This window comes from Neisseria sp. HMSC078C12, from assembly GCF_001838065.1.
Taxonomy (GTDB): Bacteria; Pseudomonadota; Gammaproteobacteria; order Burkholderiales; family Neisseriaceae; genus Neisseria.
The window spans coordinates 148,625-164,164 of record NZ_KV835599.1; the positions used below are offsets into that span (position 1 = coordinate 148,625).

Here is a 15,540-nt window from a genome sequence, read left to right on the forward strand (position 1 = left end):
TAATGAAGCAAAAAATAAAAGTTTGGGACGCACCTACGCGCCTGTTCCATTGGCTCTTGGTGTTATTGATGGGTTTTATGTGGTACAGCGCCACCCGGGGCGGCGATATGCTGGTATGGCACTTGCGCGGCGGTTTGTTGATGCTTGCGTTGGTGGCTTTTCGCTTGTGTTGGGGGATATGGGGCAGCGATACGGCAAAATTCAGCCGATTCGTGCGTCCGTTTTCCGAAATCCGCCGCTACACGCAAGGCCAAATGTCTGAAAACGAATTCGTCGGCCACAATCCTTTGGGCGCGCTGATGGTCATCGCCTTATTGGCCACCTTGGTTTTTCAGACGGCCACAGGCTTATTTGCCGCCGATGAAAATACGTTTACCAATTCCGGCTTTTTGAATCATTTGGTCAGCGAACACGCCGGTACGCAGGCGCGAAAAATCCATGTCAATTTCTTTAATGTCTTAGCTGTTTTGGCGGGCGTACATATTGCGGCTGTTTTGCTGTATCGCTTTGTGAAAAAACAGGATTTGATTACGCCGATGATAAGCGGCTTTAAAACCATCGATGCCCGGCAGCCTAAATTGGCCGGAATGGGACAACTGCTTGCTGCTTTGTCGGTAGCGATTGCGTTAGTGTGCGCAGTATGGATGTTGCGCGGCTGATGTTTTAAGGCGGATACCCAAAAACAAACCGACCCTGATAGCTGCAATGGCTGTTGGGGTCGGTTACTTTTTAGGGTTTAAAAGATGATGTTCAGACGGCCTTAACGCAGCGCAGGATGCTGTGGCCGCGGCCGATGCCGTCTGAAATTTCCGCTACTTTCAATCCGGCTTTTTCAACGCAACGGATCAGGTCTTCAGAATGGAAGATTTTGCTGTTGCCGTTGGCCATGGCAGTGAAATACAGGCTGGTCATGGTCAGGCAGTAGGCGGCGGTTTCGTATCGTTGTCTGTCCCAGAAAGGCTCCATGATGTAGAGGCTGGTGTTTTCGCTCATGGACGCGGCGGCGCGTTGAAGAATGCTGGTGGCTTGTTCTTCGGTGAAACAGTCCAGGAATTGGCTCATCCAAATCGCGTCAAAACCGGTCGGGAACGGAATCTCAGGATCAAGCAGGTTGGCCGGATGGGCGTGGATACGGTCTGCGCCGTTTTTGCCTTTGGTCGCTTCGCGCATCAAGCCGATTTGTTGCGGCAGATCCATGATGGTTACTTCGACTTCGGCATTGTGGTTGACGCATTGCTCCGCCCAACGGCCGGTATTGCCGCCGACATCAAGCAGTTTTTTAACCGGTTTGGCGAACACGGTGTTGAGCGCTTCGGCGAAGGAGTTGTCGGAATAATAATGGTCGAATGCAAACCATTTTTCCTGCGCGACGCTTGGCAATGAAGACAAGCCTTCGTAAATGGTCGGCCAGTCGCCGAATACTTTCAGGCCTTCGGGCTTGCCGGTTTGCAGGGTTTTTTCCAAATCAAACATGCCTAGGTAGCAGATTTCCTGTGTGAAATCCATATTGACGCGGGCCATTTTGTCTTTGAGGACAAACCAACCGGCCTTGCTGATGAAATAGCGGTTGTCGCGAGTCAAGACAGTGCCGATAGACAGCGAAGCTTCCAGCAGGACTTGTGTTGCGTAGTTGCTGATTTTCGCTTTTTCAGCGATTTCGGCTTGAGTGAGGCCGTCTGGATGGTCGTTCAGCAGGTCCAGAATGCCAAATTTCACCATCAGGCGGGAAACTTGGAACACAATCGGTGCAAAAGCGATTTCTTGAGCCAGACGTTGAGCCTCGCCTGCGGACTGGTGTTCGTGGGAGTAGCGTTGTTCTAGGGCGGGGAAGAGTTGCATATTGTTGGTTTTCCACTAAAAAGTTAATAAGTATATTCAGACGGCCTCAAACACAATCCGTCCTGATGCACACGGATGCTCTCCGTTGTTGATTTTAAAGCTCAGTTTGTTTTTGCCTTTATCGTATTTCAGCTCTACCGACACTTCATCATGAGGACGGATAAACTGCTGATATTTTAGATTTTCGATGCGGATGATGCGTTGTTTGCCCCATGGCTGAGGCGCGATCAGGTTGCGCACCCATTGCAGCTCTACCACGCCGGGAACCAGCGGGAAGGTGGCAAAATGGCCGCCGAAATAAACCAAATCCAAAGGCACGCGGCCGATGAAGGTTTCGGTATTGGTTTCATCGTCAGATGATGTTTTCGACCAAACGGGCGAAGTTTGGGCAACGGTAAAGGCCGTCTGAAAATCCGCCGCAGCGATTTTGGCTTGGGCGTTGCGCGGCAGGCTGTCGGTAAAACGCCAGTAACGCGGCAGGGCGATGGTGTCCTGCGTGGCGGCCAGGTGGCGTTTGAGCGTATCGGTGACCGCAGCGCGGCCTTTCTCGCGCAAGGCGGCGATACCGTCTGCGTTCAAGGCCGCCCATATGGCAATGCGTTGGTGTTGCGGATGACGGCCGCAGTGGGCGTCGGTAATCCAAGGGTGTTGTAAAAGTTCGTGTTCGATTTGGATCAGCGACACGCGTTTGTCCTCAAACTTAATAATACGGTCTTGGCGACCGAGTAACAGAAAACCGTCATCTTGAGGCTCGATCAAATCGGCTGTTTGACGGCGTTCGGGCGACCAAGGCGAAGAAGCCCAAAGTGCGCCTTCTTCATTTTGCCCGATTTCCACGCCTTCGAAAGACTGCCATTCTTGGCGTTCGCAACGTGAGGCAATCACGCCGGTTTCGGTACTGCCATAGACTTCAAACGGGCGGACGGCAGCCTGTTGCAGCAAATCTGCCGTGGCTGCGGGCAATGCGCCGCCGGCCGAGACAATGCCTGCAATTTTATGGCCGATACTTTGCCAGTTACGGTTTTCGCCCAAGCGGTTGAGTACGGCCGGGCTGGCAATCCAAACCACTTTATCATGCGCGGCCGTGCTGGAAAGCAGGTTTTCCGGATAAACCGCCTGCTGTCGTTCCATAGTCCAACCCATTGTCAGCGCGAGTGCGAAGCGGAACGTGAAGCCGTAAAGATGTTGCGGAATCACGCTGCCGATCACGGTTTCACCGTGTTGTCCAAATGGCAGCGTATTTGCCAAAGTCAGGGCTTCTGCCTGCATTTGCGCGGCGGTTTTCACAATAATCTGCGCTTCGCCACTGGAACCTGATGTTTTCAGCCATGCTTCGGCATGGTCGGGAATCAGATAGTTTTCAGGATAGGTGCTCAGTCCTTCCGATTCTGTTTGAGTCAATACATCAGGCAAGTGCCAGACGTTCAGGCCGTCTGAAGACAGCTTTTTATCTGTTGAATCCGTTAAAAATACTTCTGCCGTTTTCCCCCATTCCAAATTGTCTTGCGCCAAATTGGGCAACAATAAAACCTTTCCGCCCGAATGCCACACTGCCAACACGGCACAGGCAAACAGCGCGGCATCGTCAAACCACAACGCGGCCGTTTGCACGCCTGCCTGTTTCAGACGGCCTGACAGATGGAAAACCGCACGGTTGAAATCAGCACGCGTCCAATTCGGATGGGTGGCGATAAGGTCGTGTTGAGGTAGTTCGGGGGATAGGATTCGGGTTAGGTGCATGATGGTTCTAAGGTTTTATAATTTCGATGTATTTGCCTTGGTTTCTTCTTTGATTTGTGCCAAGCATTCATCGTATTGTTTGTTTGTCGTTTGGCGTACCAATTCGTAATCATTTGCCTGCCACTCTTCCAATGAATGGCTTTCACTTCTTTTGAAGCAATGGAGTAAGCGATCGGTTTTGCCGCTTTGTCCGTCTACCAAAAGGCTGACTTCATTGTTCAGAAAGAATCGGTCTCGTCTATTGAATTTTTCATAAACCAAATAGAAACGACCCGGTTGGACAAATAGTTTTTTATTGGCACTATTGCCTTTAAATGACCATTTTGCCGCCCAATCGCGAACTTTGGGGGAAAATTGTTCAAAAACGGGATTCGCAAAATTCGGTTTAATGGGCTTCCCGCTTAAATTGTGTTTGCCCAGCAGGTCAGGGCCTTCATATCCAATATGACCGCTACTACCGGCAAGAATGAATAATGCAAAAGTTGCTGTAAATACGGCTGTTTGTGCAGCCCTTGCTTTTACCGTATTGGATTTCCGACCTTGCTTTTACCGTATTGGATTTCCGAATAATCATCAAATTCATGCTGCTGGTTGTAGTATCGTCAGAATAACGATTGTGTATTCTGTCAATGACGGTCAGGTTTCCCGAGCGCGTTTTGATGGTGTGGCTGGCAACTTCCGTATAATTTTTCTTGTATTCGGCTTCCGCCTTTTCTTCAGGGGATAAAGGCGTTTTAGACGTCGAAGAGCATGCGGTAAATGTGAAGGAAATCAGGGTGAGTAGGATGATTTTTTTCATTATGGTTATTCGTCTAATTGATGAAATATTTTTAATGGATTAAACCTTCAAAACCAATTTCCGATAAATCCACTCTCCGGCAAATAAGATTCCCATTAACACATACGACACAATGCCTGTATAAGCTGCCCACCAATCGTAATATTGCAAGCCTGCCAAAATGGCGGCGGTTGCGCCGTTTAAGATAAAGAACGCGCACCAGATTTGCGTAACGCGCCGGGTGTGGCGCACGCCTTCGGGCGGCAGGTCGGGGTGTTGCAGTCGGGCGAGGCGTTCGATAACCGTTTGTTTGGCAAACAGGCTGCCGCCGAAAACGGCAAGCATCAGCGCGTTGATGGCGACGGGATACCAATACATCGAGTCGGGCCGTCTGAAAACCAGTACCGCCGCAAAAAAGGCGGCAAGGATAATGGCCGTAATGCGTTGTGCTGTGGTTTGCGGCATGGCGGCGCGTATCAGCCATAACACACACATGGCCGCGGCAAGCCAGAAAAATGCGCCGTTTTCCCTACCGTAATACCATAGGAGCGGATACGCGAGGCTGGCAAGGGTCAGTAGGAGTTTTCCTAATATTTTCATGGTTGCGATTGATTTTCAGACGGCCTTGCGGATTGACAAGGCCGTCTGAAAATATGCTGATTCAAAGCAAAATCAGGAATCTTGTTGTACTTTCAAAACCGCTTGAACCACGTCTTCTACGGTACGCACATTGCGGAAGTCTTCGGCTTGCAGTTTGCGGCCGGTTTCGCGTTTGATGTGGTCGATAAGGTCGATGGCATCGATGCTGTCGATTTCCAAATCTTCGTAGAGGTTGGTTTCGGGTTTGATGCGTTCCGGTTCGATTTCAAACAGGTTAACCAGTGCATCGGTCAGCAGGGTGCGTACTTCTTGTTCGGTCATCTTCTCTCTCCCTTATGCTTGGCGGCTCTTGACGAACTCGGCCAGTGTTTTGACGTTGGCGAAGTTTTCGCGTAGGTTGTCGTTTTCACCGTCGAGCTGGAAGCCGAAGGTTTTTTGTACGGCCAAACCAAGTTCCAATGCATCAACTGAATCCAGACCCAGGCCATCGTCGCCGAAAAGCGGATCTTCGCTGCCGATGTCGGCAACGGTAATGTCTTCCAGACCTAAGCTGTCGATGATTAATTGTTTGATTTGGTTTTCTAAATTGCTCATGTGGTTTTCCTTGTAAAATAGTCTTGCAGGTATTCGTTTAAACGCCTTGCGGCGATGGGCAGGGGTTTTTCTGCCAGCCATTCTTCCAGCAGGATGTCGTCGCCGACGGTAATTTCATAATGAATTTTTTGCGGCGGGATTTTGTACCACGGTTGACCCTTTTTGAAATTGGGCGGCGTCATCTTGATGCACACGGGCGTGATGACCGATGCGCTGCGCAAACCGAGCGATACGGCGCCGCGGTGCATTTTAACCTGTCCGTCCCAACCTGTGCGCGTGCCTTCGGGGAAAATCAGCATACTTTGCCCGCTTTTGAACACGGCGTCGATTTCTTCCAACATTTCCATGCTTTCGTCGTTGGGGATGTAGCCTGAAGCGATAATTTGGCTTTTCATGCTGGGGTTGTGCAACAGGTCTTTTTTGACCAACACGTTCGGGTCGGGGAAGTGGCTGATCAGTAAAACAACATCCAAGAGCGAGGGATGGTTGGCAAGAATGAGCTGGCCGGGTCTGCCGAGTTTTTCCAAGCCGTTGAAGCGGACGCTCAATACGCCTGACCATTGCAGGTAGCCGACAAAGAAACGCCAAACTTTGCCTATCATGCGCCTTGCTTCAAGTTGGCGTTTGATGTCGCCTTTGGTCGATTTGAGCGTATAGGGCAAAAGTGCGATTTTGAACAATACGCCTGCAACGCCGAAGAGGATGAAGCCGAAGAGTGTGGCAAAAAAGCGACGGAAATAGTCTAAAGTCTTCATGCGTTTTTCTGCCAGTGCCAGTTTCTGCCGATATAGTGTTGCGTGTGTTGTCGGCCGTCTGAAAGCAGGAAGCGTACCCACTCCAGGCTGCTCCAATAGGGCTCGACTGTTGTATCGTTAGGGTTTTCAGACGGCCTTGCGGATGTGGTTTCCAAGCTTAAGGTATAGTCTTCGCCCTTTGTAATCACCAGTGCCAATGCATAGGCAAACGGCGCACGTGTAGCCAGGACGGGATAGTCTTCGGACAAAGGATCATCGGCGACAATCACTAAAACAGACGGCGCGCCGTCTTGCAAAAGCGCGAATGCCTCGGTCAGCGCGGTTTCAAAGGAATCGGCGGCAACGGCCAACGCGGTATGCTCACTCATGTCTTTGCGCAACATCGACCATTGTCCAATCGTTGCGTTGTGGACGGACAGGCCGAATGAGGTCGGCGACACGGTATGCGTGTTCAAAAGCTCTTGCCATAATTCAAAACTGCGGTTGCTTTCGCCGTCGTGCGAAACGTACACCGGGACGCTTTCGGGATATTGGTCGGCCAGATTCCATGCGGCATCGCAAACCAAGCGCGCCGCTTTTCCCAGGCGGCGGCGTTGCATAGGCGGCAAAAAGGAGAGCGCGGGTTTGCACTCCGGCAGTGAGGCGGTATCGAGTTTTCCCTGCGCCCAGTCCTGCCATTGCTCCGGCGTACTGATTTTGCTGGAGGAGGCCTGCCATGCGGCGATATTGAAGCTGAAACGGCAAACGTTTTGAGGCATGATGTCTTTCAGTGTTTTACATTTTCATACATTGTAATGAAATGGGTTAGTAAAAGCTAGGCTCTGTTATAATGCATATTGTAACGTAATTTATTCCCGGATGACATTTTATGCCTTCAATACCGAGTGCCCCGATTTATGATGTGGCTCCGCTGCTTCCGCACAGCGGACATATGGTGCTTATCGACTGTGTGAAAGAATTTGGCGATGACTATACGGTTTGCCGTGCGCCGGTTGGCGACAAGCATATTTTGCTGCAGGACGGCGTGTTGCCGTCTATGGCTTATATGGAATTGATGGCGCAGGGCATAGGTGCGTTTGCAGGCATTGAGGCTTTAAAGGCCGGAGAGCCTGTACGCTTGGGTTTTTTATTGGGAACGCGCAAGCTGGATTTGTTTGCCGATTCCGTGCCTGTCGGTACTGAGTTGGAAGTCAGGGCGCATGTGTCCATTCAGGATTTGGGCGGTATGGGCGTATTTGATTGCGAGTTGCGATGGACGGATGCGCCGGAAGATGTAAAGCCTCTGTTGCCGCCGGACGGTTTGCTGGCAAAAGCCTCTTTGAATGTGTACAGTCCGAAAGACGGTCAAATCATTTAAATCGTTTACAAGGCCGTCTGAAAAGACAAAGATTCAGACGGCCTGTCGATATAGTGAGAATACGTATGAGTGAAACTATTTTAATTACAGGGTCTAATCGCGGTATCGGCAAAGCTGTCGCGCTTGGTTTGGCGCAGGACGGCTTTGATATTGTCGTCCACTGCCGCAGCCGCCGTGATGAAGCGGAAGCTGTCGCGGAAGAAATCCGTACATTGGGTAGAAATGCACGCGTGTTGCAGTTTGACGTGTCCGATCGCGAGGCCTGTCGTGAAATTCTGACTGCCGACATTGAGGCAAACGGCGCGTATTACGGCGTGGTGCTGAATGCCGGCCTGACGCGCGACAATGCGTTTCCTGCGTTTACAGATGATGATTGGGATTTGGTGCTGCGTACCAATTTGGACGGTTTTTATAATGTATTGCACCCTTTGACCATGCCGATGATCCGCCGCCGTAAAGCAGGACGTATTGTGTGCATGGCGTCGGTATCCGGTTTGACGGGCAACCGCGGTCAGGTCAATTACAGCGCGTCCAAAGCGGGCTTGATCGGCGCGGCAAAAGCCTTGGCGGTTGAGTTGGCTAAACGCAAAATTACCGTCAACTGCGTGGCACCGGGCCTTATCGATACCGATATTATCGATGAGAACGTGCCTGTCGAAGAAATCTTAAAGGCCGTCCCTGCTGCGCGCATGGGATTGCCGGAAGAAGTGGCGCATGCGGTGCGCTTTTTGATGGATGAAAAAGCGGCGTACATTACGCGCCAAGTGATTGCTGTGAACGGAGGTTTGTGTTGAATACCAGAAGAGTCGTTGTAACAGGTATTGGCGGTATTACCGCCTTCGGCCGTGATTGGCAAAGTATTCAGACGGCCTTTAAAGCCGAAAAAAATGCGGTCAAATACATGGACTGGAGCGGACGCTTTCCTGAATTGGAAGCGCAACTGGGTGCGCCGATTGAAGGCTATTCTCCTCCCGCACACTGGACGCGCAAGCAGCTCAGAAGCATGGGGCGCGTATCGCATTTGTGTGTCGATGCGGCGGAACAAGCCTTGACGGATGCGGGCCTGCTGGGTGATGAAAGCATTACAGACGGCCGTATGGGCGTAGCGTGCGGCTCGTCTGTCGGCAGTACCAAAGACATCGGCGATATGGGCGAACTTTTGATAACAGGCACATCGCGCAATTTCAACGCCAATACTTATGTGCGCATGATGCCGCATACGACTGCCGCCAATATCGGCATTTTCTTCGGTTTGAAAGGCCGCATTATCCCGACATCGAGCGCGTGTTCGTCCGGCAGTCAAGGCATAGGCTATGCCTACGAAGCCATCAAATACGGCATGATAGACATGATGCTGGCTGGCGGCGGCGAAGAATTTTGTCCGTCCGAAGTGTATGTTTTCGACTCGCTCTACGCTGCCAGCCGCCGCAACGGTGAACCTGAGCTGACGCCGCGCCCTTACGACAGCGGACGCGACGGCTTGGTCATCGGCGAAGGCGCAGGCATTTTTGTATTGGAAGAATTAGAACACGCCCGTGCGCGCGGTGCGAAAATCTATGCCGAGCTTGTCGGCTATGGTGCCAACAGCGACGGCAGCCACGTTACTCAGCCGCAAAAAGAAACTATGCAGAAATGTATGGAACTCGCGCTGCAAGACGCAGGCATTACGCCTGATAAAGTCGGTTATGTCAGCGGCCACGGTACGGCGACCGAAAAAGGCGATATTGCCGAAACATTGGCGACTGAAGCGGTGTTTGGTTTTGTGCCGATGAGTTCGCAAAAAAGCTATCTCGGCCATACACTCGGCGCGTGTGGCGCGTTGGAAGCCTGGTTCACCATCGAAATGATGAACAGCGGCTGGTTTGCGCCGACCGTCAATTTAGAAAACATCGATCCGCGTTGTGGTAAGGTAGATTACATTCAAACAGGCGGACGTGAAATTCAAACCGATTATGTGGTCAGCAATAACTTTGCTTTTGGCGGCGTCAATACTTCGCTGGTGTTCAAACGTTGGCAAGAATAATTATTGATTGATGTTATGATTAAAGGCCGTCTGAAACTTATCTGGAGTTTCAGACGGCCTTTATTTCATTTAGAGCTTGAGATGCTTACGAGTTTTATTCGTTTGTTTTCTTCTGATTCAAATCCACCAGCCTTGTTCCGGCCAAGAAGTCGTAGAGGAACTGGCGGTCGGGATGGAACAGGGCGAAGCCCCATGGCAGGATGAGCCAGATGAGCGCGGCGCCGAATGCGCCTTTGGGCGGTATATTGAGCAGATGACGCAATCCGGCGTAGGCAAGCAGGGGAATGAAAACAATAAAAATGCTTGCCCAAATAAAACGCAGGCGCAGTTGCGGCAGGGATGGCTGGGTATCGTTTTTATCGGCCAAACCGATTTTCCATGTCTGCATGGCGAGGGTTTGGCCTTTTTTGTGCCAGTTGGCGCGGAAGTAGAGCCACCATGCGTAGAACAGAATCAGACAGGTTGTCAGCATGGATAGGCGCGTGGAAATGGGATTGAGAAAAATAGCGACAATACCGGCTGCAAGGGCGGCAATGCTGGTCACGGCACCGGTCAGCAGAAGTTCGTAAACCAGTGCGGCGAGGCGGCGTTTGAGTGGGGCGGTGGGAAGGCGGGTCATAATGCGATGGAAACGGAAATGGGTTTGATGGCAATAAAAACAGGCCGTCTGAAACGGGATAGGATGTTCAGACGGCCTGTTACTGTCGGGATTAGCGATGTGGACGTTTTTGACCGCGTGCCTGTTGGGCGGCCATTTGGTTCATTTCCTGACGGGTCGGACGTTTTTTAAAGATTGCGTGCGCTTCGTCAACGGAACATTTTTGCGACAGGCAAACCAAGGTAATCGCGTCTTTTTGATGTTGGCCGCCACTGTGGTACATACGGCGCAGGTTGGCTTCGTTGATACGGCCTTTTTCCGGATCGATGTCGAATTTTTTCAGGCGCTCGAGGAATTGGCGTTGCTGACGGCGCGAAGCCCAAACGAAACCGCCTGCGGCAGCGGCCACGATGATGACGGCCAACAGGATGGCCAGCGGCCATGAATCGACGATCAGAACGATGATGAGGCTTAATACGGCAGTGGTCAGCAGGGCCAGGCCGCCGATGCGAAGTTTGGTTTTATTATCCATACGGTTGGTGTTTCCTTGTTTTTTGCTGGAAGAGGCCGTCTGAAATGCGAGGTTCAGACGGCCTGAATTTGAGTTTACGCTATTTTACAGTATTTTCTGTTTTTGGGGCGTATTGCGTGCAAGTTTCTTGACGCGCGGCAACGGTTTTCAAGCGGCCAGCGAGGTAACGAGCTGTTTGAACTCGGTCCATGCATCGCCTTCTTCCGCGCCTTTGATGATGCGGTCGATTTTGGCGCAGGTTTTGAGCGCGTCGAGCAGGCGGTTGATGGTAATGCGCTTGGCCGCCATCGGTGCAAGGGTCTGCTTGTCGCCCCATAAGCGCAGGCTGTTGCGCAGGCTTTGGATGTTTTGTCCCTGCTTGAGTGCGGCAGTCAGGCGGATTAGGGTGCGGATGTCTTCGGCAACCGCCCACAACAGCAAAACCGGCTCTTCGCCTTCTTCTTCCAAACCGTCCAGCAAACGGGAAACGCGCAGGGCATCGCCTTTCATCCATGCGCCGGCCAGTTGGAATACGTCGAAACGGGCAACGGTGGCAACCGCGGCCTCTGCGTCGGCAATATTGATCAAATGGCCTTTGGGATGGAGTAGGGCGAGTTTTTCGATTTCCTGACGGGCGGCCAAAAGATTGCCTTCGACGCGCTCGGCAAAAAGGGCGAGTGCTTCAGGTTCGATGTCCAAACCCTGCTGTTTCAGACGGCCCTGTATCCATTGCGGCAAAGCATGTGGCGCAACGGCTTTGGCTTCTAAGATGATGCCTTTGCCGGCCAATGCGGAAAACCATTTGGACTGGATTTGCGCTTTTTCAAGCTTGGGCAGTAGGATGAGCGTAACCGTATCTTCGGGCAGGCGTTCGGCGAAGGCTTGCAGGGCATCGCCTCCGTTTTTGCCGGGTTTGCCGTTGGGAATGTGGATTTCCAGTAGTTTCAAATCGGCAAACAAACCTGCGCTGCCGGCGCTTTGCAACAGCTCGTTCCAGTCAAAATTGTTTTCAGCGGTATAGATTTCGCGGTTGAGATAGCCTTGTTTTTTTGCGGCTGCGCGCAGCGTATCCAAAGCCTCGATGCGCAACAAATCCTCTTCGCCGTGGATGATGTACAACGGCTTGAGCGGCGTATCGGGGCGCAGGCTCTCAATGGGCGCGGCAGCCATTATTGCGCTTTCAGGAAAGTCAGGCGGCGGACGATTTGATCTGCGGCGTCGATGCGCATTTCAGACCAAATGGTTTCTTCCTCTTCCTGTTTGCCCAAGACTTCGCTGTCGGCGTAGTCCATGGTGCGGTTAACCTTGACTTCCATCGGTTCGCCGACCGGCTCGCCGTTGCGGAAGGCTTGGGCTTTGACGGTCATGGCCAGCAGGTATTCGTTGATCGCGGCGGCGCGGGTGATGGTGTAGATGTCGCGGCGTTTTTGAAAGTCGACAACGCGCAGGGTGATTTGTGATTCGGCTTCGCTAACCAGATGGCCGTCGGCACGGCGTAAGGCATTTTCCAGCGCTTTTTGCATGACGGCTCCGCCTTCTACATGCCAGTTCTGATAAGGCAGCGGCTGAGAAGTCACGCCTGTGCCTTTCAGGTGGAAACCGCAAGAGGCAAGCAATAGGGCGAGTGCGGGCAATAGGATTTTTTTCATTGGATATTCCTTCGTTGAAACCGGTTACGGTATCGTCGGATTATAACGAATAATGTTTAGGCCGTCTGAAACCGTAAACGGAAAGTATTTCAGACGGCCTTGTCTTTGATAGTGCAAATCTTATTTTTCCAACCAAATCAGGCTGACCATGCGGCCGGTTTGTCCGTCGCGGCGGTAGGAGAAGAAAGTATCGCGTTCCAAAACGGTGCAATGGGTGCCGCCATAAATCATGTTCACGCCTTCGCGGTGCAGAATTATGCGCGCCAAAGCGTAAATGTCGGCAAGGTATTTGCCGCCGCCGATGTCTTCAAACGCATCGGCAGCTTCCGGCATGGGTGTGCAAAACGCATCAAATACATCTTGTCCCACCTCAAATGCATCAGGGCCGATGGCAGGGGCGAGATAGGCCATGATTTCCAACGGCTCGACCTTCATTGCCGCAATGGTGTTTTGCAAAACGCCGTCGGCCAAACCGCGCCAACCCGCATGGGCTGCCGCAACCACTGTCCCTGCTTTGTCGCAAAACAAGACGGGCAGGCAGTCGGCAGTCATTGAAGCGCAGGCGACTGTACCCGTCGTATCCACCGAGGCATCGGCGTCGGGCGTATTGCCCAACGCTTCGGCAGCATTCACAACAATGGTGCTGTGGATTTGATTGAGGTAGGCAACGGGCAGGCCGACTTGTTCCTGCACGATTTCACGGTTGCGGAGCACGGCTTCCAGATTGTCGCCGACGTGCGAGCCGACATTCAGGTTGCGGTACACGCCTTCGCTGACACCGCCGTTGCGCGTGGTAATAAGCGTTTTAACATTGGCAGGGGCAGGCCAGTCGGCAGTTAAAAAATTCTTGCCTTGCGGGGCGAGGTTTAGGGTTTCTGTGATGGTTTTCATAATCTTTGAATTGCTGAATATTGGAACGGATTGATTTCAGACGGCCTGAAATAATATTTTAGGCCGTCTGAAAAATGGGTTTAATCCCTTACATAAACGACTTCGACATCGTAGTCGTCTTCATTCCAATCGTCGTCATCGTCCGTGCCGAATTTCTCCTGCCATTCTTCCTCGTTGCTTAGGGACGAATCCAAACCGGCTTCCAAACGCAGGACGGAAAGCAGGTGGTACATATCGTCAGGCATAGGCGCTTCAAAGGAAACGGTTTCGCCGGTTTTCGGGTGTATAAAGCTCAAGCGGTAGGCATGCAGGGCTTGGCGCGCGCCGAGTGCTTTGACGGCTTCTTTAACTGCGTCGCTGCATGGATGGCGCAGGTTGCCGTAAACAGGGTCGGCAGCCAGCGGATGGTTGGCTTCGCGCATATGGACGCGAATTTGGTGGGTGCGGCCGGTTTCGAGTGAGCATTCGATGTAGCTGTGTGCCAGATAACGTTCCAACACTTTGACATGAGTAATGGCAGGTTTGCCGCCGAATTTGACGACTGCCATTTTCAGGCGGTTGTGCGGATCGCGGCCGATTTGGGTTTCGATTTTGCCGTCAAAAGGAACGATGCCGTTGGCGATCGCGCGGTAAATGCGTTTGACTGTGCGCTCTTGAAGCTGTTGAACCAGTGAGTTTTGCGCCGGCAGGGTCTTGGCGACCACCATCAGGCCGCTGGTTTCCTTGTCCAAACGGTGTACGATGCCTGCACGCGGTACTTGGCTTAATTCGGGACAGTGCGCCAGCAGGCCGTTGAGCAGGGTGCCGCTCCAGTTGCCTGCGGCAGGGTGGACGACCAATCCGGCCGGTTTGTTGATGACGATGACGGTATCGTCTTCATAAATGATGTCCAAATCCATCGGTTCGGGCGTGAACGCGAGGTTTTCTTCGCTCGGATGTACCGTAACGGCAATCAATTCACCGCCTATCATTTTATCTTTGGGTTGAGCGGGCTTATCGTTTACAATGACTGCACCCTCTTTAATCCACGAACTCAGGCGGCTGCGCGAGTAGTCGGGCATGAGTTTGGCCAATACGGCATCCAGCCTTCCGCCCGCCATTTCGAGCGGAACGGTCAAATTAACACAACTTTCTGTTTCGGGGGATGACGGAAAGTCTAAATCATCGCTATAATCGGCTTCGTTATCAAAGGAAGTATTCTGCATGAAAAAAATTCTTTTAGTAGTTTCTTTAGGTTTGGCACTGAGTGCCTGCGCAAATAAAGGCACAATCGATAAAGACGCCCAAATTACTCAAGATTGGAGTGTGGAAAAGCTTTATGCCGAAGCGCAAGACGAATTGAACAGCAACAATTATACGCGAGCTGTCAAGTTATACGAAATTTTAGAATCCCGTTTTCCAAACGGCCGCTATGCACAGCAGTCCCAGTTGGATACGGCGTATGCCTATTATAAAGACGATGAGCCGGAAAAAGCCTTGGCTGCCATTGCGCGCTTCCAGCGCCATCATCCGCAACATCCGAATATGGACTATGCGCTGTACTTGAAAGGTTTGGTCCTGTTTAACGAAGACCAGTCTTTCTTGAACAAGCTGGCTTCCCAAGACTGGTCTGACCGCGACCCGAAAGCTAACCGCGATGCTTATCAGGCGTTTGCCGAGCTGGTGCAACGTTATCCAAACAGCAAATACGCTGCCGATGCAACCGAACGCATGGCCAAGCTGGTGGACGCTTTGGGCGGTAACGAAATGTCTGTGGCGCGTTATTACATGAAACGCGGTGCTTATGTTGCAGCGGCCAACCGTGCGCAAAAAATCGTCAGCCGTTACCAAAATACCCGTTATGTCGAAGAAGCTTTGGCGATGATGGAATTGGCGTACAAAAAACTGGACAAGCCGCAACTGGCCGCCGATACGCGCCGCGTTTTGGAAACCAACTTCCCTCAAAGCCCGTTCTTGCAACACGAATGGCGATCTGACGATATGCCTTGGTGGCGTTACTGGCGTTAAGCGTCGGGTTGTTCAGGCATGAATAAGGCCGTCTGAAAATGATGCATTTATGCATTTGGTTTTCAGACGGCCTTTGTTTTTAATGTTTTTTACGTTTCCTGCAAACAGGGTGCAAAATTTGTTTTAATATGGTAAAGTCTGATTTTAATAACTCGACGGTTTGAAGCCGTCACTCAGGGGCTGTTTAAATTTAAAATC

General features: G+C 51.8%; 19 protein-coding genes. 5 read left to right on the top strand and 14 right to left on the bottom strand.

Annotated features, from left to right (window positions below; translation table 11 throughout):
* The first annotated feature begins 2 nt into the window (after positions 1-2).
* Positions 3-659 (top strand): cytochrome b/b6 domain-containing protein, encoded by a 657-nt coding sequence (locus tag HMPREF2596_RS04220; RefSeq protein ID WP_070849832.1) that lies wholly within the window; start codon positions 3-5, stop codon positions 657-659.
* Between the two features lie 91 nt (positions 660-750).
* Here HMPREF2596_RS04220 and HMPREF2596_RS04225 read toward each other — a convergent pair whose 3' ends face one another.
* The 8 genes from HMPREF2596_RS04225 to HMPREF2596_RS04260 all read right to left on the bottom strand — a co-directional run bounded on the left by HMPREF2596_RS04225 (position 751) and on the right by HMPREF2596_RS04260 (position 7,064).
* A complete protein-coding gene (locus HMPREF2596_RS04225; RefSeq protein WP_070849834.1) occupies positions 751-1,839 on the bottom strand; it encodes a FlxJ family methyltransferase in 1,089 nt (362 codons plus the stop codon).
* Positions 1,840-1,875: 36 nt separating this feature from the next.
* Positions 1,876-3,579, bottom strand: a complete 1,704-nt coding sequence (locus HMPREF2596_RS04230; RefSeq protein ID WP_070849835.1) for an ApeI family dehydratase — start codon at positions 3,577-3,579, stop codon at positions 1,876-1,878.
* Positions 3,580-4,033: 454 nt separating this feature from the next.
* Complete coding sequence (locus HMPREF2596_RS11575) at positions 4,034-4,378, bottom strand: hypothetical protein (protein ID WP_283140402.1); 345 nt, start codon at positions 4,376-4,378, stop codon at positions 4,034-4,036.
* A gap of 39 nt (positions 4,379-4,417) precedes the next feature.
* Positions 4,418-4,957, bottom strand: coding sequence for a COG4648 family protein (locus HMPREF2596_RS04240; RefSeq protein WP_070849836.1), 540 nt, complete (start codon positions 4,955-4,957; stop codon positions 4,418-4,420).
* A gap of 72 nt (positions 4,958-5,029) precedes the next feature.
* Entirely contained in the window at positions 5,030-5,278 is a 249-nt protein-coding gene (locus HMPREF2596_RS04245; RefSeq protein ID WP_003680823.1) for an acyl carrier protein, read from the bottom strand.
* A 12-nt stretch (positions 5,279-5,290) separates the two neighbouring features.
* Positions 5,291-5,551 carry a phosphopantetheine-binding protein gene (locus HMPREF2596_RS04250; protein WP_003680822.1) on the bottom strand — a complete coding sequence of 87 codons (261 nt, stop codon included), beginning with the start codon at positions 5,549-5,551 and terminating at the stop codon, positions 5,291-5,293.
* On the bottom strand, positions 5,548-6,306 hold the full coding sequence (locus HMPREF2596_RS04255) for a lysophospholipid acyltransferase family protein (protein WP_070849838.1): 759 nt from the start codon (positions 6,304-6,306) through the stop codon (positions 5,548-5,550). The genes HMPREF2596_RS04250 and HMPREF2596_RS04255 overlap by 4 nt, the downstream gene beginning before the upstream one ends.
* A complete protein-coding gene (locus HMPREF2596_RS04260; protein WP_049332540.1) occupies positions 6,303-7,064 on the bottom strand; it encodes a beta-ketoacyl synthase chain length factor in 762 nt (253 codons plus the stop codon). The genes HMPREF2596_RS04255 and HMPREF2596_RS04260 overlap by 4 nt, the downstream gene beginning before the upstream one ends.
* A 110-nt stretch (positions 7,065-7,174) precedes the next feature.
* Between HMPREF2596_RS04260 and HMPREF2596_RS04265 the strand changes: the two genes are divergently transcribed.
* From HMPREF2596_RS04265 to HMPREF2596_RS04275, 3 genes are all read left to right on the top strand, one after another.
* Positions 7,175-7,663 (top strand): hotdog family protein, encoded by a 489-nt coding sequence (locus HMPREF2596_RS04265; protein ID WP_049359743.1) that lies wholly within the window; start codon positions 7,175-7,177, stop codon positions 7,661-7,663.
* A gap of 65 nt (positions 7,664-7,728) precedes the next feature.
* On the top strand, positions 7,729-8,457 hold the full coding sequence (gene fabG / locus HMPREF2596_RS04270; protein ID WP_070849839.1) for a 3-oxoacyl-ACP reductase FabG: 729 nt from the start codon (positions 7,729-7,731) through the stop codon (positions 8,455-8,457).
* Positions 8,451-9,686: a beta-ketoacyl-ACP synthase gene (locus HMPREF2596_RS04275; RefSeq protein ID WP_070849841.1), complete on the top strand. Its 1,236-nt coding sequence runs from the start codon at positions 8,451-8,453 to the stop codon at positions 9,684-9,686. Before fabG ends, HMPREF2596_RS04275 begins: the two co-directional genes overlap by 7 nt.
* A gap of 94 nt (positions 9,687-9,780) precedes the next feature.
* Here HMPREF2596_RS04275 and HMPREF2596_RS04280 read toward each other — a convergent pair whose 3' ends face one another.
* The 6 genes from HMPREF2596_RS04280 to rluD all read right to left on the bottom strand — a co-directional run bounded on the left by HMPREF2596_RS04280 (position 9,781) and on the right by rluD (position 14,540).
* On the bottom strand, positions 9,781-10,305 hold the full coding sequence (locus HMPREF2596_RS04280) for an RDD family protein (protein ID WP_070849843.1): 525 nt from the start codon (positions 10,303-10,305) through the stop codon (positions 9,781-9,783).
* Between the two features lie 91 nt (positions 10,306-10,396).
* Positions 10,397-10,816 carry a hypothetical protein gene (locus HMPREF2596_RS04285; protein ID WP_070849845.1) on the bottom strand — a complete coding sequence of 140 codons (420 nt, stop codon included), beginning with the start codon at positions 10,814-10,816 and terminating at the stop codon, positions 10,397-10,399.
* Between the two features lie 147 nt (positions 10,817-10,963).
* The gene (holA, locus tag HMPREF2596_RS04290; RefSeq protein WP_070849847.1) at positions 10,964-11,965 is read right to left on the bottom strand and encodes a DNA polymerase III subunit delta; all 1,002 of its coding nucleotides are present in this window, start codon (positions 11,963-11,965) and stop codon (positions 10,964-10,966) included.
* The gene (gene lptE / locus HMPREF2596_RS04295; protein ID WP_070849849.1) at positions 11,965-12,444 is read right to left on the bottom strand and encodes an LPS-assembly lipoprotein LptE; all 480 of its coding nucleotides are present in this window, start codon (positions 12,442-12,444) and stop codon (positions 11,965-11,967) included. The genes holA and lptE overlap by 1 nt, the downstream gene beginning before the upstream one ends.
* 120 nt (positions 12,445-12,564) lie before the next feature.
* Positions 12,565-13,335: a peptidoglycan editing factor PgeF gene (gene pgeF, locus HMPREF2596_RS04300; protein WP_070849851.1), complete on the bottom strand. Its 771-nt coding sequence runs from the start codon at positions 13,333-13,335 to the stop codon at positions 12,565-12,567.
* Positions 13,336-13,415: 80 nt separating this feature from the next.
* Positions 13,416-14,540: a 23S rRNA pseudouridine(1911/1915/1917) synthase RluD gene (gene rluD, locus HMPREF2596_RS04305; RefSeq protein ID WP_070849853.1), complete on the bottom strand. Its 1,125-nt coding sequence runs from the start codon at positions 14,538-14,540 to the stop codon at positions 13,416-13,418.
* Between rluD and HMPREF2596_RS04310 the strand changes: the two genes are divergently transcribed.
* A complete protein-coding gene (locus tag HMPREF2596_RS04310) occupies positions 14,539-15,342 on the top strand; it encodes an outer membrane protein assembly factor BamD (RefSeq protein WP_004519923.1) in 804 nt (267 codons plus the stop codon). The two genes, rluD and HMPREF2596_RS04310, sit on opposite strands and share 2 nt — an antisense overlap.
* Positions 15,343-15,540 lie beyond the last annotated feature (198 nt).